This is a genomic window from Mesorhizobium sp. Root157, assembly GCF_001427385.1.
Taxonomy (GTDB): domain Bacteria; phylum Pseudomonadota; class Alphaproteobacteria; order Rhizobiales; family Rhizobiaceae; genus Mesorhizobium.
In genome coordinates, this window is sequence record NZ_LMGJ01000012.1 from 461,912 (window position 1) to 481,924 (window position 20,013).

A 20,013-nucleotide genomic window follows, 5' to 3' on the forward strand; every position below is an offset into this window, starting at 1 on the left:
TCCGTGGAAGCCGGGCGCGTGCAGCGCGCCGGCTATCATGACCTATCTGTCCGACACCTGCCAGCGTGGATTGATCCACGGCTCCTGGTTCGAAGCGGGAAGCGGCTGGCGTCCAAGGATATGGTCGGAGGCTTTTTCGCCGGTCATGATCGACGGCGCGTTGAGATTGCCGTTGGTGACACGCGGGAAGATCGAGGAATCCGCCACGCGCAGGCCCTTGACGCCGATGACGCGACATTCGGGATCGACAACGGCGGTTGGATCGTCCGCCCGCCCCATGCGGCAAGAACCGCAAGGGTGATAGGCGCTCTCGACATGCCGGCGGATGAAATCGTCCAACTGATCGTCCGACCGGATATTCGCACCGGGCGAGAGTTCCTGGCCGCGAAAGGGGTCGAAAGCAGCTTGTGCAAATATTTCTCGGGTCAGCCGGATGCAGTGTCGGAAATCTGCCCAGTCGTCCGCATGTGACATGTAGTTGAAGCGGATGACCGGCTTGTCGTTGGGGTCGGGTGAGCGCAGCATGATCGAGCCCCGCGACTTCGAACGCATCGGTCCGACATGGGCCTGGAAGCCGTGCGACTTGGCGACCGCCTTACCGTCATAGCGCACGGCGGCGGGGATGAAGTGATACTGGATGTCGGGGTAGTCGACACCGGGTGCCGAGCGCAGGAAGGCGGCCGCCTCGAAATGATTGGTGGCGCCAAGCCCGGTCTTGAACAGTAGCCAGCGCGCTCCAATGAGCGCCTTTGAAAATGGGTTCAGGACCGAGTGCAGCGTGATCGGCTGGGTAGATTCCTGCTGGATGTAGAGTTCGAGGTGATCCTGCAGGTTCTGGCCGACCCCCGCCCGGTCCGCGACAACGGCAATACCGTGTTCCTGCAAGTGGGACGCTGGGCCTATGCCCGACTGCATCAGGATCTTGGGCGAATTGATCGAGGAGGCGGCGAGGATCACTTCACGCCTTGCTTTAACGATCTGAATTTGTCCGCGAGTTTCGATTTCCACGCCGGTGGCGCGTTGATTCTCTATCGTCACGCGCCGTGCGAAGCCCTTGACCAGACTCACATTTTGCCGCTTGAGCGCCGGCCGCAGATAAGCATTGGCTGCCGACCAGCGCCTGCCCTCACGGATCGTCTGTTCCATCGGCCCGAAGCCTTCCTGCTTGGAGCCGTTATAGTCACTGGTGAGTTCGAAACCGGCTTGCCGGCCGCTCTCGATGAAGGCGTTATAGAGCGGATTGGTGCGGGAGCCGCGTTGGACGTGTAGCGGCCCGTCTCTGCCGCGCCAGCCGTCCTCGCCGCCATCGCTGTCTTCCATGCGCTTGAAGTAGGGCAGGACATCGGCATAAGTCCAACCGGTGGCACCCTGTTCTGCCCAATGGTCGAAGTCGCGGGCGTGGCCGCGTACATAGACCATGCCGTTGATAGAGGATGAGCCGCCAATGACCTTGCCGCGCGGCGTCGCGAGCACGCGGCCGCCGAGGTGAGGCTCTGGTTCGCTGGAAAAGCCCCAGTCATAAAGAGGGAGATTCATCGGGATGGATAGGGCCGATGGCATCTGAATCAGCGGCCCGGCATCCGTACCGCCATATTCGATGACGATCACCGAATGCTTGCCGTCTTCCGACAGACGGTAAGCCATGGCCGAGCCGGCCGAACCGGAACCGATGATGACGAAATCCGCTTCAAGCATGGTTACTCGCCTCTCGGAAAGCGTTTCTGCTCTTCGAGCACATTAAGGTCCATGTGGTTGCGCATGTAGCGCTCCGACGCTTTTTGCAGCGGCTGGAATTCCCACGGGTAATAGGCGCCGTTGCGCAGCGCTGGATAGACCACCCAGCGGCGGGCCTGGCTGGCGCGCACGGCGGCATCGAACGCCGCCAAGTCCCAGCACGCGCGAACCTTCTCCATGAATGCGGCGACAAGAGCGGCATGGGCCGGGTCGGCCGCCAGGTTGGTCAGTTCGAGGGGATCGGATTCAAGATCAAACAGTTGCGGCGGGTCGATCTCGCAATGCACGAATTTGTAGCGGCCTTCGCGAATGCCGACCAGCGGCGCATGGGAACCCTCGGCGGCATACTCCATCAGCACCGGCTGGTGCGGCTTGCCTTCGGTCAGGGGCAGCAGCGACTGGCCGTCCGTCCATGGCGCGATGTCGGAGATATCGATGCCGGCGAGATCGCATAGCGTCGGGCAGACATCGAGGTTTGAGACGGGTGTGTCGACGCGGGCGGGGGAAACGCCCTTGCCGGCGATCATCAGCGGCACGCGCGCCGAGCCTTCAAGGAAGCTCATCTTGAACCACAGGCCACGTTCACCCAGCATGTCGCCGTGGTCTGAGCAGAACAGAATCACTGTATCGTCGAGCATGCGCGTACGCTCGAGCGTTGAGACGAGTTCGCCGACCTTGTCGTCGATATAGGAAATGTTGGCGAAATAGCCCCGGCGCGAACGGCGGACCTGCTCAGGCGTGATGTCGAAGCTGTCGTAGTCGCTGGCCTTGTAGAGCCGCTTCGAATGCGCGTCCTGTTCGGCGTAGGCAATGAAGCCGACCTCGGGTTCGAGAGCCGGGCAGTTTTCGTAGAGGTCCCAATATTGCCGCCGCGCCACATAAGGGTCGTGCGGGTGGGTGAAGGAGACGGTCAGGCACCACGGGCGGCGGCCTGTATCGTCGGACTGGCGCGAAAGGTCGTAGAGTTTCTGGACGGCGTGGAAGGCGACTTCGTCGTCATATTCCATCTGGTTGGAAATTTCGGCAACGCCGGCACCGGTCACCGAGCCGAGATTGTGATACCACCAGTCGATCCGTTCGCCAGGCTTGCGATAGTCCGGTGTCCAGCCGAAGTCGGCCGGGTAGATGTCGGTGGTCAGCCGCTCCTCGAAGCCATGCAATTGGTCTGGCCCGACGAAGTGCATCTTGCCGGACAGGCAGGTCTGATAGCCTGCGGCGCGCAGATGATGGGCGTAAGTCGGGATTGAAGAGGCAAATTCGGCGGCGTTGTCGTAGACGCCGGTGCGTGAAGGCAATTGCCCGCTCATGAACGAGGCGCGGCCCGGCGCACAGAGCGGGGAGGCGGTATAGTTGTTCCTGAATCGGACCGAACGGGCTGCGAGCGCTTTGAGATGCGGTGCATGCAGGAAGGCTGCCGGCCCGTCCGGAAACAGCGTGCCTGCAAGCTGGTCGACCATGACGATCAGGATGTGCGGTCGTTTGCTCATCGGGCGCCCGCCTGCTGTGCCAGCTTGGCATCGACGTAGTCTTCGACCAGGCCACTGGCGCTGGCCGGGTTCGGAAGACCGTCGCGCAGGGCGCGGCGGATGTAGAGGCCATCGACCAGCGCCGCGATGGCTTCGGCCATGCGCTCGGCTTCCTCGCGAGGCATGAGTGGCACCAGCCCACTCATCAGGTTGGAGTGCAAGCGACGGGCATAGACGCCAAGCAGTCGACGCAACGGCAGGGAGTTCTGCGCCTCGACGTAGAAGGCCAGCCACGCATGGATGGTTTCCTCGCGGAATTGCCCGGCGTTGAAGTTGATGGCGATGATTGCGGAAATGCGCTCGCGGGCGGTGGTGGCCTTTCGCAGCGAAGCGACGCTGTCGCGGCCCAAATCGGCAAGCAATTGTCGCATTGTGGCCTGCAACAACTCTTCCTTTGGCCCGAAATAGTGGTGTGCAAGCGCTGACGATACGCCTGCGCGGCCGGCGATTTCCGACACGGTGACATTCAGCGTGCCGCGCTCGCCGATCGCCGAGATGGTCGCGTCGATCAGCGCCCGGCGGCGCAGCGGTTCCATTCCGATCTTTGGCATTTGCTTCACTCCCATAGTCAGGTTATTTTTAATTGACTGGTCAATCAATAAAAATCTGATGAACCAGCTCCGAAAGGATGCAGACTCCGCTTTACGGGATGGCGCGGGACGTTCATTTTGGCGCCCATGGAGTGCCGTCGGCCGATCACGCGGCCTGGACGGAAAGGAGCTTACCCATGACTGCATGCATCGTCGGCTGGGCGCATTCGCGTTTCGGCAAGCTGGAAGGCGAAACGCTGGAAAGCCTCATCACCAAGGTTGCCGCTGAGGCATTGGATCACGCAGGCATCGGTCCCGATGACGTGGACGAAATCGTGCTTGGTCATTTTAACGCTGGCTTCTCTGCGCAGGATTTCACCGCGAGCCTGGTTCTGCAGACGGATGCTCTGCTTCGCTTCAAACCGGCAACGCGCGTCGAGAACGCCTGCGCCACCGGGTCGGCAGCGGTACGGCAAGGCATCCGCGCCATCGATGCCAATGCGGCACGCATCGTGCTGGTGGTGGGCGCCGAGCAAATGACGACGACGCCCGGCCCCGAGATCGGTAAAAACCTGCTTCGCGCGTCCTATTTGCCTGAGGATGGTGACACCCCTGCAGGTTTCGCCGGGGTGTTCGGAAAGATCGCGCACGCTTATTTCCAGCGTCATGGCGACCAGTCTGACGCGCTGGCGACGATTGCCGCCAAGAACCACAAGAACGGCGTCGACAATCCCTACGCCCAGTTGCGCAAGGATTTCGGCTATGAGTTCTGTCGGCATGAAAGCGAGAAGAACCCATTCGTGGCTGGACCATTGAAGCGCACCGATTGCTCGCTGGTGTCCGATGGCGCGGCGGCATTGGTGTTGACCGATTCCACGACGGCATTGAAGATGCGCCGGGCCGTGGCTTTCCGGGCCAACGAGCATGTGCAGGATTTCCTGCCGATGTCGAAGCGCGACATCCTTTTGTTCGAGGGTTGCGAGGAAGCTTGGGGCCGGGCATTGAACAAGGCTGGCGTGACGCTTGAGGATCTGTCTTTCGTCGAAACGCACGACTGCTTCACCATCGCCGAATTGATCGAATACGAGGCGATGGGGCTGGCCAAGCGCGGCGAAGGCGCAAGGGTAGCGCTGAGCGGCGAGACAGCCAAGGGGGGACGCTTGCCGGTCAACCCGTCCGGAGGACTCAAATCCAAGGGGCATCCAATCGGGGCCACCGGAGTATCGATGCATGTGCTGACTGCCATGCAATTGACCGGTGAAGCGGGCGGCATACAGGTGCCCAATGCCAAGCTGGGCGGTATCTTCAATATGGGTGGCGCTGCGGTCGCCAACTACGTGTCGATCCTCGACCGTATTCGATAAGGCACGACGAGGGTCCTGACATCATGACAAATCCAGTTCTGGTTGACGTGCTGCGTGGCGCGGTGGTGGAAAGCGCGCATCGCGGCGCGGTTGCCGTATTCGATGCGGACGGCAAGGCGGTTTGGGAAATCGGCGATACGCACAGGCCGGTTTTCCCTCGCTCGGCGGTCAAGGCAATCCAGGCATTGCCACTAGTAGAGAGCGGTGCGGCTGATGCCTATAGCTTCGGTGACAAGGAACTGGCGCTGGCCTGTGCGTCACATTCCGGCGAGCCTGCTCATACCGAACTGGCGCGTACCATGTTGGCCAAGGCAGGACTGGACGAAAGCGCCTTGGAGTGTGGCACCCACTGGCCTTCGGATCAGGATGCCACGGTTGCTCTGGCGAGAACCGGCGGTGTGCCGAACGCCTTGCACAACAATTGTTCGGGCAAGCATGCGGGCTTCGTTTGCACTTGCTGCCACTCCGGCATCGATCACCACGGCTATGTCAAGGCCCAGCATGGCATGCAGGAGATGATCCGCGAGGCCATGGAGACGGTGACCGGCGCTGCCCACGATGTCGATCACCGTGGCACCGACGGTTGCTCCATTCCGACCTATGCGGTGCCATTGCGCAATTTCGCCATCGGATTTGCGAAGATGGTGTCCGGAAAGGGGCTGGGCCCTATTCGCGCCAAGGCGGCGCAGAGGCTGCTTTCGGCCTGCATGGCCGAACCGTTTCTCGTTTCCGGAACCGACCGCGCGGACCTGAAGCTGATGCAGGCATCTCCTGGCCGCATCTTCGTCAAGGTGGGAGCGGAAGGCGTCTACTGCGCGGCACTGCCCGAACTTGGCTTCGGCATAGCGCTGAAATGCGACGGCGGAACCGGCCGTGCCGCCGAAGTGATGATTGCTGCCGTTCTGGCAAGACTTCTGCAGTCGGATCGGGAACTGTCGGTCGAACTCCTTCGGCAGGCCAATCCGCCGATCAAGAGTAGGGTGGGCGCGGAAGTGGGCGCATTGCGACCCGCCGAGGCACTGCGATAGGCCGATTTGTGGCCGTTGGAGCGGCTGGCTTGCCCTGTCGATGTTGTCTTTGGCGAGGTAGCTTGTGAAGCCGGCCCGCCGCGCCTAAGTTTGCCATATGAGCAGGGCCTTCACGCGCGAAGAAGACAGTGAGAATGCCATTGCGGGCATCGGTGAGCGGCCGGTAAGCCCGCACCGCAATCTCGTCACGCCAAACGGCCTCGCCTTGATCGAAGTCGAACTGCTTCGCTTGCGCGAGGAACTGGGCAAGGCGGAAACTGAGGCCGACCGCGAACGCACGGCGCTGGTTTCGCGCGACCTGCGCTATTGGACAGCCCGGCGTGAGAGTGCCGAAGTGTCGACACCCGAGGCGGATAGCGATGTCGTGCGTTTCGGCATGTCCGTCTCTCTGGAGGGCGAGGACGGCGGCGCGGTCAACTGGAAAATCGTTGGCGAGGATGAAGCCGATCCTTCAAGCGGCTCTATTTCGCACGTTTCGCCGATGGCGCGCGCCTTGTTCGGCAAGAAGGTCGGGGACGTTGTGACCGTCAATGGCAAGGAATGGGAAATCGTCGGGCTGGGATAGACAGACGCTCTCTATTCATTGACTCGTTCTGTATGGTCTCGGAAAAAGGCCGCCGCGCCCGACTCATCGATTTCGCCTGCGGCGACGCCCATTGTGAATTCGTAGAGCATTCCGTTGTCCGCAGTAAGCGCGTAGCCGTTGACGATCAGGAAGGCGCCAGACGCCACGATGGCGGTGCGCTTGTTGCCGTCCACGAAAGTAAGATTGCGGGCTATGCCGAATACATAAGCGGCTGCAAGTTCGTAGATCGAAGACTTGCCGTGGGTCACCTTGTTTTCTGCTCGCGCAAGGGCCGACTCGAGAGCATTTTCGTCCCTCAATCCCTGCGCTCCGCCGTGCTTGCGCAACTGTTCCGCGTGGATGGCCTCGACAGCGCGACGGCTCAGAAATTCCCAGTTCATTTTGCGAGTTTCTGAAGCGCAACCTTGTACTTATCCATGACTTCGCGGGCTGCCTTCATCTGGCGTTCAAAACTGTCATCCACAGGCTCAAGGGTGAAGCCCTTAGCCGTTTCGATGATGGAGAGTTGATCTCCAGCCTTGATGTTGAGGCGATCAAGAACCTCTTTCGGCAAGATAACGCCTTCCGAATTGCCGATCTTGCGAATGGTCGTGTTCATGAAAAACTCGTTACAACGTTAATTATAACGTGGAGTGTTTATGTTGCAACAGAGATTATAACGTTAAGCCAGCAACAGCAACTGGTCCATCAGGCGGCCCGCCGCTTCGGGAATGACTGTTCCTGGCGGGAAGATATCGGTAGCGCCGGCCGCACGTATGGCCTCGAAATCCTGGGGTGGAATGACACCGCCGGCCACGATCATGATGTCGTCGCGACCGGATTTTTTGAGTGCAGCTTTCAGTTCGGGAATCAAAGTCAGATGCCCGGCGGCGAGGGAGGAGGCGCCGATGATGTGGACGTCGTTGTCGACGGCGAGCTTGGCGATTTCCTCCGGCGTCTGGAACATGGATCCGATCGTCACGTCGAAGCCGAGGTCGGCGAAAGCGGTGCCGATCACCTTCTGGCCGCGGTCGTGGCCGTCCTGTCCCATCTTGGCGACGAGAATGCGTGGCTTGCAGCCGAACTCTTTCTCAAACCTGGCAATCTTTTCCTGCAGTTCGACGACGATGGGCAGTCCGCCCAGTTCTTTCCGATAGACACCGGAAATCATCTGCACCGACGCGACATGACGGCCGAATGCTTTTTCAAGCGCCAGCGAGATTTCGCCGACGGTGGCCTTGGCGCGTGCGGCGCGGATGGCGAATTCGAGCAGGTTCTCGTTGCCGTAAGCGGCTTTTGCAAGTGCTTCCAATGCACTCTCGACGGCGCCGACATCGCGCGTGCCTTTCAATTGCTGCAGCTTGGATAGCTGGCGTGCGCGCACTTCGGCATTGTCGATCTTGAGCACATCGACTTCGATGTCTTTTTGCGGTCGAAACGCATTGACGCCGACCAGCGTTTGCTCGCCGGAATCGATGCGCGCCTGGGTGCGCGCCGCAGCTTCCTCAATACGCAGCTTCGGAATGCCTTTTTCGACCGCTTCCGCCATGCCGCCGAGTTTCTCGACTTCTTCGATATGCTTCATGGCCAGCGCCGCCAGATCGTGCGTCAGGCGCTCGACATAGGCCGATCCGCCCCATGGATCGATGATGGCGGTGGTGCCGGATTCCTTTTGCAGGATGATCTGGGTGTTGCGGGCAATGCGCGCCGAATGGTCGGTCGGCAACGCAAGCGCCTCGTCGAAGGAGTTGGTGTGCAGCGATTGCGTGTGGCCCTGCGTCGCGGCCATCGCCTCGATCATGGTGCGGATGACGTTGTTGTAGGGGTCCTGCGCCGTCAGCGACCAGCCCGACGTCTGACAATGGGTGCGCAAGGACAGCGAACGCGCGTCCTTCGGCGCGAAGTTCTTCTGCATCAGTTGCGACCAGATCAGGCGGGCCGCCCGCATCTTGGCCACTTCCATGAAGAAGTTCATGCCGATCGCCCAGAAGAACGACAGGCGCGGCGCGAACTTGTCGATGTCGAGGCCTGCGGCGACGCCGGCACGCGCATATTCGATGCCGTCGGCGATGGTGTAGGCAAGTTCGAGGTCCGCCGACGCCCCGGCCTCCTGCATGTGATAGCCGGAGATCGAGATCGAATTGAACTTCGGCATGTGCCGCGAGGTGTAGGAGAAGATGTCCGACACGATCCGCATCGAGGGCTTGGGCGGATAGATATAGGTGTTGCGGACCATGAACTCCTTGAGGATGTCGTTCTGGATGGTGCCGGCGAGATCCTTCTGAGCGACGCCTTGTTCCTCGGCGGCCACGATGTACAGCGCAAGGATGGGCAGGACGGCACCGTTCATGGTCATCGAGACGGTCATCTCGTCGAGCGGGATGCCGTCGAATAACTGGCGCATGTCGAGGATGGAATCGATAGCCACGCCGGCCATGCCGACATCGCCGGCAACGCGCGGGTGGTCGCTGTCATAGCCGCGGTGGGTGGCAAGATCGAAGGCGATCGACAGGCCCTTTTGACCGGCGGCAAGGTTGCGCCGGTAGAAGGCGTTCGATTCCTCGGCGGTTGAGAAACCGGCATATTGGCGGATCGTCCACGGCTTCTGGACGTACATTGTGGGATAGGGGCCACGAAGATATGGGGCAAGGCCGGGAAAGGTTTCGAGATGGTCGAGACCGGTCAGGTCGCTTTCTTCGTAGAGGCGTTTGAGAGTGATGCCTTCGGGCGTGGTCCAGCCGCCGTCGACCTTGACTGTCTGGCGGTGTGCTGGCGCCCACGCAATCTTGCTGAAATCGGGGATCATGCTGTTATGCCTCGATCTCTTGATCGATACGGGTAGGAGCAAGCGCGTCGCAAAAGACGACGCCGTCCGAGGGCGTGGGCCGTTGCGTGGCGGCGAGTGTTTCGACGAGCCGCTCCAATTTTGCGGGATAGAGCGTGGTGCCGACGATTTTGCGATTGCCGGCCCTGTATGCCTTGGCGCGTTCGGTCGCGGATGCCTTCACCCTGGCCTGGATATGACCCGCCTTGAGGCTGGCCAGTACGCCACCTTCCGATTCGATACGCTGAAATTCCACCCAGGCCGCATCGCACAGGCTTTCGGTAAGGGCCTCGACGCCACCCGATCCCCTTGCCGGATCGAGGACGTGGTCGATGTGGCTTTCGCGCATCATGACCAACTGGGTGTTGCGGGCGACGCGGCGGGCAAAGCCGCCCGGTAAACCATGGGCAATGGTATGCGGCAGGATCGAGATCGAATCAGCACCTCCCACCGCTGCCGCAAAGCAGGCAATGGTGTTGCGCAGGATGTTCGTCTCCGTATCCAGGCGGCTGATCATGCGCATTGACGTTTCGGCATGGACGACTGCCGGTGAGGCCGGAATGGAGCAGGCCTCCTGGATGCGCGCCCACAGTCGCCTCAAGGCCCTGATCTTGGCCATGGACACGAATTGGTTCTGGTCGACGCTGAGAGCGAAGCCGATATGCGGCGCGGCATAGACAAGCGCCTGCCGGGCCTCCTCGAACAGCTTCAGATGCGAGACGGCGGATGCCAGCATGACACCCAGTTCCTGCGCTTCGGTGGCACCGGCATTGTGCAGCACCCGACCGTCCGCTTCGAGCAAGACACCCGGCACGTCCATGGCAAAGAAATGCGCCAGCGATTGCGGCATTGAGGCTTGCAGCGCCTCAAGCGACATGCGCAAGCGTCCGGTTCCGGCAAAGGTGGCGGCAGGGTCGATGCCGAAGGAAAGACTGAGCTTGGCAGGATCGACCTTGGCCTGCGAAATCAGGGTGACGAGCCAATCGGCCATCGCCCGGCTGGCCGGATGAACGTCGATCCGCACATGGACGTCATTGAGTGAGACGCCGTCCAGCACGCGCTCGAGGGTCCGCGGCTCGCTTGGCAGGCCATAGCCGAATGCGTTGGGAGCACCTTCGAACACCAAGGCCAGGCCGGTCGCACCCTGCGCGATATCGTCCGCGATCTGTGTCCTTGCCCGTTCGATGTCGGGGTCGTCCACGCGCTGGCAGATGGTCCAGGGCCGGGCAGGCCTGGCGCGAACACTTGCCTCGGTGTTGGCGTGGCGTTCGTAAAGCGGGTCTATGCGCAAGCCGTCGTCGGTGTGCGAAACCAGCGTTTCCTCGAACGAAGCTCCGGCGAGCGCCTTTTCAGCGAGCGTCAGCCACCGCTTCTTCTGCACGTCGTGGCTTTCTGATTTTTCGGTCAAGGCTCCGGCGCCCTCCGCTGAATTTGATTGCCGGCCGCATCAGCCTGGAATGCTTCACTCTACGGTTCCTGTGTCTGTACCGCAATGCAACAGATGTCTGAGGCGGACGAACTTGCGCCTTTGATTTTCGCCAGTGCCTCACTATACCTGCACAAATGGCTTGGTACGCGAAGTTGGACACATCGGGTTTGCGGAGATTTACATAATGGCCGACAACGAAAGCATTTTCCTGGGCGCCAGCCGCAAGCCGGACGATAGCTACCAGAGGCCCGAGTCGTTGCTTTTGCAATATGGCAACCGGCACGGGCTGGTAACCGGCGCAACGGGTACCGGCAAGACGGTGAGCCTTCAGATCATGGCGGAAGGCTTCTCCAATGCCGGGGTGCCGGTATTTTGTGCCGACGTGAAGGGGGACCTTTCCGGCATTGCCATGATCGGCGAGGCCAAGGATTTTCTTCTCAAGCGAGCCGAGCAGATCAAGCTCGACCCTTACGAATTCCAGGAATTCCCGGTCATTTTCTGGGATCTGTTCGGCGAACAGGGGCACCCCATTCGCGCGACCGTTTCGGAAATGGGGCCGCTGCTGCTTTCACGCCTGATGAACCTGACGGAAGCGCAGGAAGGCGTGATGAACATCGCCTTCCGCATCGCCGACGAAGAAGGCCTGCTTCTGCTGGACATGAAGGACTTGCAGGCGCTGCTTGCCAACATTGCCGAACGTGCCGATGAGATCGGCGCCCGTTACGGCAACGTCACCAAGCCGTCGGTCGGTGCGATCCAGAGATCGCTGCTTGTTCTGGAACAGCAGGGCGGCAAGAACTTTTTCGGCGAGCCGGCCCTGCGCATCGCCGACCTGATGCGTACGACCCGCGACGGGCGAGGCGCCATCAACGTGCTTGCGGCCGACAAGCTGATGATGAATCCGCGGCTTTATGCGACCTTCCTGCTTTGGCTGATGTCGGAACTGTTCGAGGTGCTGCCCGAGGTAGGCGACCCGGACAAACCCAAGCTGGTGTTCTTCTTCGATGAAGCGCATTTGCTGTTCGACGATGCGCCGAAAGCGCTGGTCGATCGCGTCGAGCAGGTCGTGCGCCTGATCCGCTCCAAGGGCGTCGGCGTCTATTTCGTCACGCAAAACCCATTGGATGTGCCCGAAACCGTGCTGGCGCAGCTCGGCAACCGCGTCCAGCACGCCTTGCGCGCCTATACCCCGCGTGAGCAGAAGGCGGTCAGGACCGCTGCCGATACCTTCCGGCCGAACCCGGACTTCGACTGCGCAACGGTGATCACGCAACTCGGAACAGGCGAGGCGCTCGTCTCGACGCTGGAAGCCAAGGGCGTTCCCTCGATGGTTCAGCGGACGCTGATCCGCCCGCCGTCCTCGCGCCTCGGACCGATCACCCCGGAAGAGCGGCGCAAGCTGGTCGCCGCAAGTCCGGTCGCCGGCCAGTACGACGAGGCGGTGGATCGGGAATCCGCCTTCGAAATGCTGCAAAAGAAGGCGGTCGAAGCACAAGCGGCGCAGCAGCAATCCGAGCAGGAGGGCGGCTCGCGCTGGACCCTTCCGGATTTTGGCAACGGCGGCGCTTCGCCGGAACGCAGCACGGGACGCCGGGCACCGGCGCCGCGTGCTTCCAACCGGCAGACCGTGGCGGAGGCGGCCATCAAGTCCGTGGTCAGGTCGGTGGGATCTTCAGTCGGCCGCGCGATCGTTCGCGGTATCCTGGGGAGCCTGTCAAGAGGCCGATAAGTTTCGAGGCTCCTGGCGCGCCTCGAAACCAAAGCAACCAAAAGTCTAGAACCACCGGTCGCGGACGCGGCCGAGCAACACCGAGCCCTCGGGGACGCCGGCATCGATGGGGGTTCTCGATTGGTACGAATTGGCCACGATCGGCGTCCCAAGCCCTGCGGTGACCAGGATGGGGGTGCTGTTTGGGACCCGGTCGTAAAGATCGATGATGTCCTGGTTCAGCAGCCGCACGCAGCCTGACGAGACGGATTTTCCGATCGAACTCCATTCTGGCGAGCCGTGGAGACGGTAGAGCGTGTCTTCGCCGTTCTGGAAGATATAGAGCGCGCGTGCGCCGAGCGGGTTGGTAAGCCCCGGAGGCATGCCGCCGTTGCGCACGCTGTATTTTTCCAATTCAGGCTGACGCCCGATCATCTCATCCGGGGGCGTCCATTTCGGCCACTTGCGCTTCCATTGCACCACGGCCCGTCCGGACCATTCGAAACCGGCGCGGCCAAGCCCGACGCCGTAGCGGATCGCCTGGCCGCCTTCGCGCACCAGATAAAGGAAGTGAGCGGACGTATCGACCACGATGGTGCCGGGCCTCTGGCCGGTCGGATCGGCAACGATCTGGCGAAGGAATTGCCGGTCCATCTTGCGAATCGGAACGCCGGGAATTTCATAGCCCTCGTCGATGATGGGGCCGTACATCATTTCATAACTGCCGAGTTCGGGTTCGACCGGCTGCTCCACCGGAGGCGGAGGCGCCTGGGTGGTTGTCGTGCATGCGGAAACCGCCGTTGCCGCCGCACCCATCGCTGCGATGTTGAGGAAACCGCGCCTGCTCAGCAGGGTAGGAGGTGAAACTGTTGCCATGACGTTGCTCTGAATCCGTTATGCAAGAAACTCAAGGATGCACCTCTTGCGCAATCGCAATTGCGTCAAAGGTGCGGTTCCCTCCCGACAGGCGGCGATAGGTAGCCTTGAATCTGGCCTCAGGGTGGACAAACAAAGGCAATGATGTGGCGCCCACGCCACTGTTGCTATTTTGCAACACGAGATTAGCCGCTGGTCGGCAAGCCTTCCAGCGACGGCAAGATGAGTGCGGGGGAGAAATCCCGATATTCGTCCGGCTGGTTGCTGCGGTTGATCCAGACCGTGCGGAAGCCGGCCTTTGTTGCACCCGCGACATCCCACCGGTTCGAAGATTGGAAGGATACGGCTGCGGGATAGAGACGCCAGGCCGTTGTGACGATGTCGTAGACATTCGGGTCGGTTTTGAAGCGCTTGACTTCGTCAACGGAGAACACGTCGTCAAGGATCTGGTCGAGTGCTGCGGATTTCACCGCGGCCTTCAGCATTTCGGGCGAGCCGTTCGAAAGGATAGCCACCCTGGCGCCCGATGCCTTCAGCGCGCGCAGCACGCCGGGCACTTCAGGATAGCAGTCGAGATGCCAATAGGAATCGAGCAGCTTTTGCCTGAGTGCCGGGTCGGCGCTCGGAACCTTGAGGAAAGCAAAATCGAGCGCTTGCTCCGTGAGTTGCCAGAAATCAGCATAGGCGCCCATCAGCGACCTGACCCACGAATATTCGAGTTGCTTGGCGCGCCATATCTCGGAAAGCAATTGTCCGTCCGTGCCGATGTCGCTGGCATGGCGGCGAACGGCGGCATGGACATCGAAAAGGGTACCGTAGGCGTCGAATACGTAAGCGGCGTGATGCATGATGGTTGTTGTGAAGCCTGATGTCGTCTTGTGCAAGCGGACTTTGCCGTCGATGCCGCCACTGGCATCAATGAATCTGCGCCATGACGATTGACGAACGGCTTTGAAGCCTTTTCCAATAGGGCTGACCTCAGCCGAATGATGGAAACACGGATCGAGACAATGACACTGGCGACCGCTGCGCAATCGACGACGTGGACCTTTGTGGACGGCGACTGGTACGAAGGCAACGTTGCGCTTGTCGGCCCGCGCAGCCACGCCATGTGGCTGGGCTCGAGCGTGTTCGACGGCGCGCGCTGGTTCGAGGGTGTCGCTCCCGATCTCGATCTGCACGCCCGCAGGGTGAATACCTCGGCGATAGCGCTGGGTTTGAAGCCAACCAAGAGTCCCGACGAAATTGTTGGGCTGACCTGGGACGGCCTCAAGAGATTCGACGGCAAGACCGCTGTGTACATCCGGCCGATGTACTGGGCCGAGCATGGCGGCTATATGGGCGTGCCGGCCGATCCGGCCTCGACGCGCTTTTGCCTGTGCCTTTATGAAGCGCCGATGATGCCGCCGAGCGGGTTTTCGGTGACTGTTTCACCGTTCCGGCGGCCAACGATCGAGACGATGCCGACCAACGCCAAGGCTGGCTGCCTTTATCCGAACAACGGCCGCGCCATTCTGGAGGCCAAGATGCGCGGTTTCGACAACGCGCTGGTCCTCGACATGCTGGGCAACGTGGCCGAAACCGGGTCGTCAAACATATTCCTGGTCAAGCAAGGCCATGTCTTCACGCCGGCAGCCAACGGCACGTTCCTGTCCGGCATCACGCGTGCCCGCACCACGGCGTTGCTGGTCGACCATGGCTTCCAGGTAACGGAAAAGACGCTTTCGGTGCGTGACTTCCTTGAGGCGGACGAGATTTTTTCGACCGGGAACCACTCCAAGGTGGTGCCGATCACGCGCATCGAGGACCGCCATCTCCAGCCCGGTCCTGTAGCAAAAAAGTCCCGTGAGCTTTATTGGGACTGGGCGCATTCGACTTCCGCCGCGTGAGGTCATAAAAGAGCGCTGTTGCTTCGCTCTGGAGTTGCCCCGGAGTGATCCAGACCTATCTTAGTTCGGTAGAAAAACCGAATTTTCATTGAGGAGTAGACCTATGGCTTTTGAACTTCCCGCATTGCCCTACGACTACGAGGCATTGCAGCCTTACATGTCGAAGGAAACGCTCGAGTATCACCACGACAAGCACCACAAGGCCTATGTCGACAACGGCAACAAACTGGCTGCCGAAGCGGGCATGGGCGACCTGTCGGTCGAAGACGTGGTCAAGCAGTCCTTCGGCAAGAATGCCGGTCTGTTCAACAACGCCGCCCAGCACTACAACCACATCCACTTCTGGAAGTGGATGAAGAAGGGCGGCGGCGGCAACAAGTTGCCGGGCGCCTTGCAGAAGGCGGTCGATTCCGATCTCGGCGGCTATGACAAGTTCAAGGCTGATTTCATTGCGGCCGGCACCACGCAGTTCGGCTCGGGCTGGGCGTGGCTTTCGGTCAAGGACGGCAAGTTGGCGATCTCGAAGACCCCGAACGGCGAGAACCCGCTGGTTCACGGCGCGTCGCCGATCCTGGGCGTCGATGTTTGGGAGCATTCCTATTACATCGACTACCGCAACGCTCGTCCGAAGTACCTTGAGGCCTTCGTCGACAGCCTGATCAACTGGGACCATGTCCTGGAACTCTACGAGAAGGCGAAGGCCTGATCGATCCGACAAAAAGCCCCGGCACGTCCGGGGCTTTTTTGTTGCCGGAACCATTTCACGTAACCGTGAGGCGAAATTTCGGAATTTTTACGCCAGCTTAGGCGTTGCAAACCAGTCATCGTCAGTCCCAAACCCGGAGCCCCCAGGAATGAGAAAGCTTCTGATCGCCATCTCCCTGCTCGCTTTCGCCGGTTCGGCGGCACTCGCCGACCCGGTACTCGATCGCCAACTCTTGATGAAGGAACGCGGAAAGGTCGTCGGAGAACTGGTCAAGGTGGCCAAGGGCGAACAAGCCTTTGACGCCGCTCAGGTCGCGACTGCGCTGAATGCATTGCAGGTGAACGCCGAGAAATTCGACGCCGAGGCGCTTTTCCCAGCCGGAAGCGATACCGGCGATACAACCGCCAGCCCCAAGATCTGGGAGGACATGGCCGGCTTCAAGGCTGATGCAGACAAGTTCGAGGCTGATGTAAAAGCCGCCGCGGCAGCACCCCCCGCCGATGTCGATGCGCTCAAGGCGCAGATCGGCGTGCTAGGGTCGAACTGCAGCACCTGCCACCAGACATACAGGATCAAGAAGGGCTGATCGCGACCGATGTCGCGGCTGAAGAAAATAGCTGGCGCCGTCATGGTGCTTGCCGGCGCGGGAGTTGTTGCCGGTTGGGTGCTGTCGGCGCCGGCCAAGGTCGATCCGCAACTGGTTGTGGATTCCGGCGACCCAGCAAAGGGCGAGCGCATCTTTTATGCCGGCGGCTGTACTTCCTGCCATGCCAAGCCTGGTTCGAAGGACGCGGCGAGGCTCGAATTATCGGGTGGACTGGCGCTCAAGACCCCATTCGGTACCTTCTTTGCGCCGAACATTTCCCAAGACAAGGAAAATGGCATCGGAGCATGGTCGCCGGCCGACTTTGCCAGTGCCATGCTGATGGGCGTGTCCCCGTCCGGCGAACATCTCTACCCGGCCTTTCCGTACGCGTCCTATGCCCGCATGAAGCCGGCAGACATCGCCGATCTCTTCGCTTTCATGAAGACCTTGCCTGCGGTCAGCGGCAAGGCGGGGGAACATGCGCTCGAATTTCCCTTCAATATTCGCCGCGGCATCGGGCTTTGGAAACGCCTTTACCTGAGCGGTGATCCGGTGATCGCGTTGGCACAATCCGCGCCGGAGGCTGTTCTGGCTGGCCGCTATCTGGTCGAGGGACCAGGCCATTGCGGTGAATGCCATACGCCACGCAACTTCGCCGGCGGCAGCGACAAGGCCCAGTGGCTGGCCGGCGCTCCTGCAGCGGAAGGCAAGGGGATCGTCCCCAATATCACCTCTGGCGAGGGAGGCGTGGGGGATTGGTCCGAGGCCGACATTGCCAACTATCTGGAGACCGGCTTCACGCCGGATTTCGATTCGGTTGGCGGCGCCATGGTGGAGGTCCAGAAAAACATGGCGGAACTTGCACCGGAAGACCGGGCGGCGATCGCCGCTTATCTGAAGGCGATCCCGCCTCATCCGAACGGCTATCCGGCGCGCCAGCCGGCGGCAAACTGATTGCGGTCTCCGCGCCGGTTATCCGCCGGCGCGGTTCGCAACCGGTCAGGTGGCGATGGTTGCGCTGCTCTTGCCCGTCACCTTCAGCGCAAACGCATAGCTGAACGCGATCTCCTCAAGCCTGGAAAAGCGGCCCGATGCGCCGGCGTGCCCGGATTCCATGTTTATCTTGAACAGCACCGGATTGTCGCCGCTCTTGCGTTCCCGTAACCTGGCAACCCATTTGGCAGGTTCCCAATAGGTTACACGCGGATCGGTGAGGCCAGCGACGGCCAGGATCGGCGGATAGTCGAGGGCGCCGACATTGTCGTAGGGCGAATAGGCGGCGATGGTTCGATAATCATCCACCGATGCGATCGGATTGCCCCATTCGGGCCATTCGGGCGGGGTCAGGGGCAATGTCGCGTCCAGCATGGTAGTCAGCACGTCCACGAAGGGAACCTCGGCAATGATGCCGCCAAAGGCGTCCGGCGCCATGTTGGCGATGGCACCCATCAGCATGCCGCCGGCCGAGCCCCCCTGGGCAACGATGCGGTCGTGCGATGTGTAGCCTTCGGCAACGAGATGGCGGGCGACGGCAATGAAATCCGTGAATGTGTTTGCCTTTTGCGCCCGCTTGCCCTGGTCGTACCACGCATAACCCTTGTCCTTGCCGCCTCGGACATGGGCGATGGCATAGACAAAGCCGCGATCGACCAACGACAGGCAATTGGTATTGAAGGCGGCTGGAATGGTGATGCCGTAGGAACCGTAGCCGTAGAGCAGGCAAGGCGCAGATCCATCCAGCGCCGTATCACGGTGATAAAGCAGGGAGACCGGCACGGTTTCGCCGTCGGTGGCCTGCGCCAATAGCCGCCGCGTGATGTAGTGCGACGCGTCATGCCCGGAGGGCACTTCCTGCGTCTTCAGCAACTCGCGCTGACGCGTCCTCATGTTGTAGTCGAAAACTTGCGCTGGAGTGGTCATGGAGGAATATGAAAAGCGCATGATCTCGGTGTCGTACTCATAAGAGCCGGACAGGCCGAGGGAGAACGCTTCCTCGTCGAAAGAAATCGTGTGTTCCTCGCCGGTCGTCCGGTCGCGAACGACGATGCGCGGCAGGCCATCCAGCCGCTCCAGCCGAACGAGATAGTTCTTGAAGCCGAGGATCGACAGGATTAGCCGACCTGGCTGGTGCGGGACGAGTTCCTTCCAGTTGGCGCGGACAGGATTTTCGGCCAGCGCGGTCATGATCTTGAAGTCCTTGGCGCCGCCTTCGTTGGTCAGGATGAAGAAAACAGCGCCGCCTTCTTCCAGATCGTATTGAAGGCCTGCCTCACGTGGCGAGACCAGCTTCGGCTCGGCAAGCGGATCGGCGGCGCTGAACATCCGATACTCCGATGTTTCGTGGTCGTTGATGCCGATCAAGATCCATTCGTTGGAGCGCGTGCCGGCAACATCCATGAAAAAGCCGGGGTCGTTTTCCTCATAGATCAGGCGGTCGTTTCCCGGATCGTCCCCAAGCCTGTGGAACAGGACCTTGGACGGGCGGTGATTGGCATCGAGGCGCGTATAGAAGAAACCGTCATTGGTTGAGTTCCAGACGCCGGAGCCGCCGGTGTCGCCAATCTGGTCGGGCAGGTCGGTGCCGCTGGCCAAGTCGCGCACGCGCAGCGAGAAAAACTCCGAGCCGCGGTCGTCGAAAGCCCATAACAGGCGCTTGTGGTCCGACGAATGGTCGATCCCGCCCAGCCGGAAATAGGCTTGTCCTTCAGCCTCGGCATCGCCGTCCAGCAGGATCTGTTCTTCACCACCTTCGCGGGGCTGGCGGAAGTAGCGGGGCTGCTCGCCGCCGAGCTTGAACGACGACCCATAGGCATAGGGCCCGTCCTTCATGGGCACGGATGAGTCGTCTTCCTTGATGCGCCCCTTCATCTCGCCGAACAGGGTTTTTTGCAGATCGGCCGTATCGGCCATCAGCTTTGCCTGGTAGGCGTTCTCCGCTTCCAGATGGGTGCGGATGCCGGCATCGAGCAATGTCGGATCACGGAACACCTCCTGCCAGTTTTCCGCCCGCAACCATGTGAACTCGTCGGTGCGCGAGAAGCCGTGCCGACTATCGGAAACTGGGCGCTGCTCGGGGCGGGGCGGGGTGGCCGGGTCGAAAAGTGTCGTCATTGTCATTGTATCTGCCGTGCTGATGCTTCGGCCTCGAATGACCACGTTCGCCCATGGGGTTCAAGAGCCCGGTTTGGCTTGGATGACTGCATAGTCCGGCAAGCAAGACCTGTGCCGAAATCGTCAAAGATGAGAAA

18 protein-coding genes are annotated in these 20,013 nt (G+C 61.0%); 8 read left to right on the forward strand and 10 right to left on the reverse strand.

Features of this window, described 5'->3' with window-relative positions:
• Positions 1 to 42: 42 nt before the first annotated feature.
• Genes betA through betI form a run of 3 tightly spaced genes read right to left on the reverse strand, consistent with a single transcriptional unit; the run spans position 43 to position 3,811 of the window.
• Positions 43 to 1,695, reverse strand: a complete 1,653-nt coding sequence (betA, locus tag ASD64_RS10180; protein WP_056104491.1) for a choline dehydrogenase — start codon at positions 1,693 to 1,695, stop codon at positions 43 to 45.
• A 2-nt stretch (positions 1,696 to 1,697) separates the two neighbouring features.
• A complete protein-coding gene (gene betC, locus ASD64_RS10185; RefSeq protein ID WP_056104494.1) occupies positions 1,698 to 3,221 on the reverse strand; it encodes a choline-sulfatase in 1,524 nt (507 codons plus the stop codon).
• A complete protein-coding gene (gene betI, locus ASD64_RS10190; protein WP_056104497.1) occupies positions 3,218 to 3,811 on the reverse strand; it encodes a transcriptional regulator BetI in 594 nt (197 codons plus the stop codon). The genes betC and betI overlap by 4 nt, the downstream gene beginning before the upstream one ends.
• A gap of 176 nt (positions 3,812 to 3,987) precedes the next feature.
• Here betI and ASD64_RS10195 point away from each other — a divergent pair, with 176 nt between their 5' ends.
• From ASD64_RS10195 to greA, 3 genes are all read left to right on the forward strand, one after another.
• Positions 3,988 to 5,154, forward strand: a complete 1,167-nt coding sequence (locus tag ASD64_RS10195) for an acetyl-CoA acetyltransferase (protein ID WP_056104501.1) — start codon at positions 3,988 to 3,990, stop codon at positions 5,152 to 5,154.
• A 23-nt stretch (positions 5,155 to 5,177) separates the two neighbouring features.
• Complete coding sequence (locus ASD64_RS10200; protein ID WP_056104505.1) at positions 5,178 to 6,182, forward strand: asparaginase; 1,005 nt, start codon at positions 5,178 to 5,180, stop codon at positions 6,180 to 6,182.
• A gap of 97 nt (positions 6,183 to 6,279) precedes the next feature.
• On the forward strand, positions 6,280 to 6,747 hold the full coding sequence (gene greA, locus ASD64_RS10205) for a transcription elongation factor GreA (protein WP_056104508.1): 468 nt from the start codon (positions 6,280 to 6,282) through the stop codon (positions 6,745 to 6,747).
• 11 nt (positions 6,748 to 6,758) lie between these two features.
• Here greA and ASD64_RS10210 read toward each other — a convergent pair whose 3' ends face one another.
• The 4 genes from ASD64_RS10210 to ASD64_RS10225 all read right to left on the reverse strand — a co-directional run bounded on the left by ASD64_RS10210 (position 6,759) and on the right by ASD64_RS10225 (position 10,979).
• Positions 6,759 to 7,148, reverse strand: a complete 390-nt coding sequence (locus tag ASD64_RS10210) for a type II toxin-antitoxin system death-on-curing family toxin (RefSeq protein ID WP_056104511.1) — start codon at positions 7,146 to 7,148, stop codon at positions 6,759 to 6,761.
• Positions 7,145 to 7,366: an AbrB/MazE/SpoVT family DNA-binding domain-containing protein gene (locus ASD64_RS10215; protein WP_056104514.1), complete on the reverse strand. Its 222-nt coding sequence runs from the start codon at positions 7,364 to 7,366 to the stop codon at positions 7,145 to 7,147. Before ASD64_RS10215 ends, ASD64_RS10210 begins: the two co-directional genes overlap by 4 nt.
• Before the next feature lie 63 nt (positions 7,367 to 7,429).
• Positions 7,430 to 9,553 carry a methylmalonyl-CoA mutase gene (gene scpA, locus ASD64_RS10220; protein WP_056104517.1) on the reverse strand — a complete coding sequence of 708 codons (2,124 nt, stop codon included), beginning with the start codon at positions 9,551 to 9,553 and terminating at the stop codon, positions 7,430 to 7,432.
• A 4-nt stretch (positions 9,554 to 9,557) separates the two neighbouring features.
• Entirely contained in the window at positions 9,558 to 10,979 is a 1,422-nt protein-coding gene (locus tag ASD64_RS10225; protein ID WP_056104520.1) for a methylmalonyl-CoA mutase subunit beta, read from the reverse strand.
• Positions 10,980 to 11,184: 205 nt separating this feature from the next.
• On the opposite strand from ASD64_RS10225, the gene ASD64_RS10230 reads away from it, so the two are divergent.
• The gene (locus ASD64_RS10230) at positions 11,185 to 12,729 is read left to right on the forward strand and encodes a helicase HerA-like C-terminal domain-containing protein (RefSeq protein WP_056104523.1); all 1,545 of its coding nucleotides are present in this window, start codon (positions 11,185 to 11,187) and stop codon (positions 12,727 to 12,729) included.
• A 45-nt stretch (positions 12,730 to 12,774) separates the two neighbouring features.
• On the opposite strand, the gene ASD64_RS10235 is transcribed toward ASD64_RS10230, so the two are convergent.
• The gene (locus ASD64_RS10235) at positions 12,775 to 13,584 is read right to left on the reverse strand and encodes a L,D-transpeptidase (protein WP_056104526.1); all 810 of its coding nucleotides are present in this window, start codon (positions 13,582 to 13,584) and stop codon (positions 12,775 to 12,777) included.
• Between the two features lie 185 nt (positions 13,585 to 13,769).
• Positions 13,770 to 14,432, reverse strand: coding sequence for a haloacid dehalogenase type II (locus tag ASD64_RS10240; protein WP_056104529.1), 663 nt, complete (start codon positions 14,430 to 14,432; stop codon positions 13,770 to 13,772).
• Positions 14,433 to 14,594: 162 nt separating this feature from the next.
• Here ASD64_RS10240 and ASD64_RS10245 point away from each other — a divergent pair, with 162 nt between their 5' ends.
• From ASD64_RS10245 to ASD64_RS10260, 4 genes are all read left to right on the forward strand, one after another.
• Positions 14,595 to 15,473 carry a branched-chain amino acid aminotransferase gene (locus ASD64_RS10245; protein ID WP_056105042.1) on the forward strand — a complete coding sequence of 293 codons (879 nt, stop codon included), beginning with the start codon at positions 14,595 to 14,597 and terminating at the stop codon, positions 15,471 to 15,473.
• 103 nt (positions 15,474 to 15,576) lie between these two features.
• A complete protein-coding gene (locus ASD64_RS10250; protein WP_056104534.1) occupies positions 15,577 to 16,179 on the forward strand; it encodes a superoxide dismutase in 603 nt (200 codons plus the stop codon).
• Positions 16,180 to 16,327: 148 nt separating this feature from the next.
• Positions 16,328 to 16,765, forward strand: coding sequence for a c-type cytochrome (locus ASD64_RS10255; RefSeq protein WP_056104537.1), 438 nt, complete (start codon positions 16,328 to 16,330; stop codon positions 16,763 to 16,765).
• 9 nt (positions 16,766 to 16,774) lie between these two features.
• Positions 16,775 to 17,719, forward strand: a complete 945-nt coding sequence (locus ASD64_RS10260) for a c-type cytochrome (protein ID WP_056104540.1) — start codon at positions 16,775 to 16,777, stop codon at positions 17,717 to 17,719.
• A 45-nt stretch (positions 17,720 to 17,764) separates the two neighbouring features.
• Here the strand turns inward: ASD64_RS10260 and ASD64_RS10265 are convergent, their stop codons facing one another.
• Positions 17,765 to 19,882 (reverse strand): S9 family peptidase, encoded by a 2,118-nt coding sequence (locus ASD64_RS10265; RefSeq protein WP_056104544.1) that lies wholly within the window; start codon positions 19,880 to 19,882, stop codon positions 17,765 to 17,767.
• Positions 19,883 to 20,013: the final 131 nt, after the last annotated feature.

Coding starts and splice junctions, on each gene's coding strand:
- ASD64_RS10240 (WP_056104529.1), bottom strand. CDS start 14,432: ATGCATCACGCCGCTTACGTATTCGACGCCTACGGTACCCTTTTCGAT.
- ASD64_RS10215 (WP_056104514.1), bottom strand. CDS start 7,366: ATGAACACGACCATTCGCAAGATCGGCAATTCGGAAGGCGTTATCTTG.
- greA (WP_056104508.1), top strand. CDS start 6,280: ATGAGCAGGGCCTTCACGCGCGAAGAAGACAGTGAGAATGCCATTGCG.
- betI (WP_056104497.1), bottom strand. CDS start 3,811: ATGCCAAAGATCGGAATGGAACCGCTGCGCCGCCGGGCGCTGATCGAC.
- ASD64_RS10230 (WP_056104523.1), top strand. CDS start 11,185: ATGGCCGACAACGAAAGCATTTTCCTGGGCGCCAGCCGCAAGCCGGAC.
- ASD64_RS10200 (WP_056104505.1), top strand. CDS start 5,178: ATGACAAATCCAGTTCTGGTTGACGTGCTGCGTGGCGCGGTGGTGGAA.
- ASD64_RS10245 (WP_056105042.1), top strand. CDS start 14,595: ATGACACTGGCGACCGCTGCGCAATCGACGACGTGGACCTTTGTGGAC.
- scpA (WP_056104517.1), bottom strand. CDS start 9,553: ATGATCCCCGATTTCAGCAAGATTGCGTGGGCGCCAGCACACCGCCAG.
- ASD64_RS10260 (WP_056104540.1), top strand. CDS start 16,775: ATGTCGCGGCTGAAGAAAATAGCTGGCGCCGTCATGGTGCTTGCCGGC.
- ASD64_RS10265 (WP_056104544.1), bottom strand. CDS start 19,882: ATGACAATGACGACACTTTTCGACCCGGCCACCCCGCCCCGCCCCGAG.
- betA (WP_056104491.1), bottom strand. CDS start 1,695: ATGCTTGAAGCGGATTTCGTCATCATCGGTTCCGGTTCGGCCGGCTCG.
- ASD64_RS10235 (WP_056104526.1), bottom strand. CDS start 13,584: ATGGCAACAGTTTCACCTCCTACCCTGCTGAGCAGGCGCGGTTTCCTC.
- ASD64_RS10210 (WP_056104511.1), bottom strand. CDS start 7,148: ATGAACTGGGAATTTCTGAGCCGTCGCGCTGTCGAGGCCATCCACGCG.
- ASD64_RS10195 (WP_056104501.1), top strand. CDS start 3,988: ATGACTGCATGCATCGTCGGCTGGGCGCATTCGCGTTTCGGCAAGCTG.
- ASD64_RS10255 (WP_056104537.1), top strand. CDS start 16,328: ATGAGAAAGCTTCTGATCGCCATCTCCCTGCTCGCTTTCGCCGGTTCG.
- betC (WP_056104494.1), bottom strand. CDS start 3,221: ATGAGCAAACGACCGCACATCCTGATCGTCATGGTCGACCAGCTTGCA.
- ASD64_RS10250 (WP_056104534.1), top strand. CDS start 15,577: ATGGCTTTTGAACTTCCCGCATTGCCCTACGACTACGAGGCATTGCAG.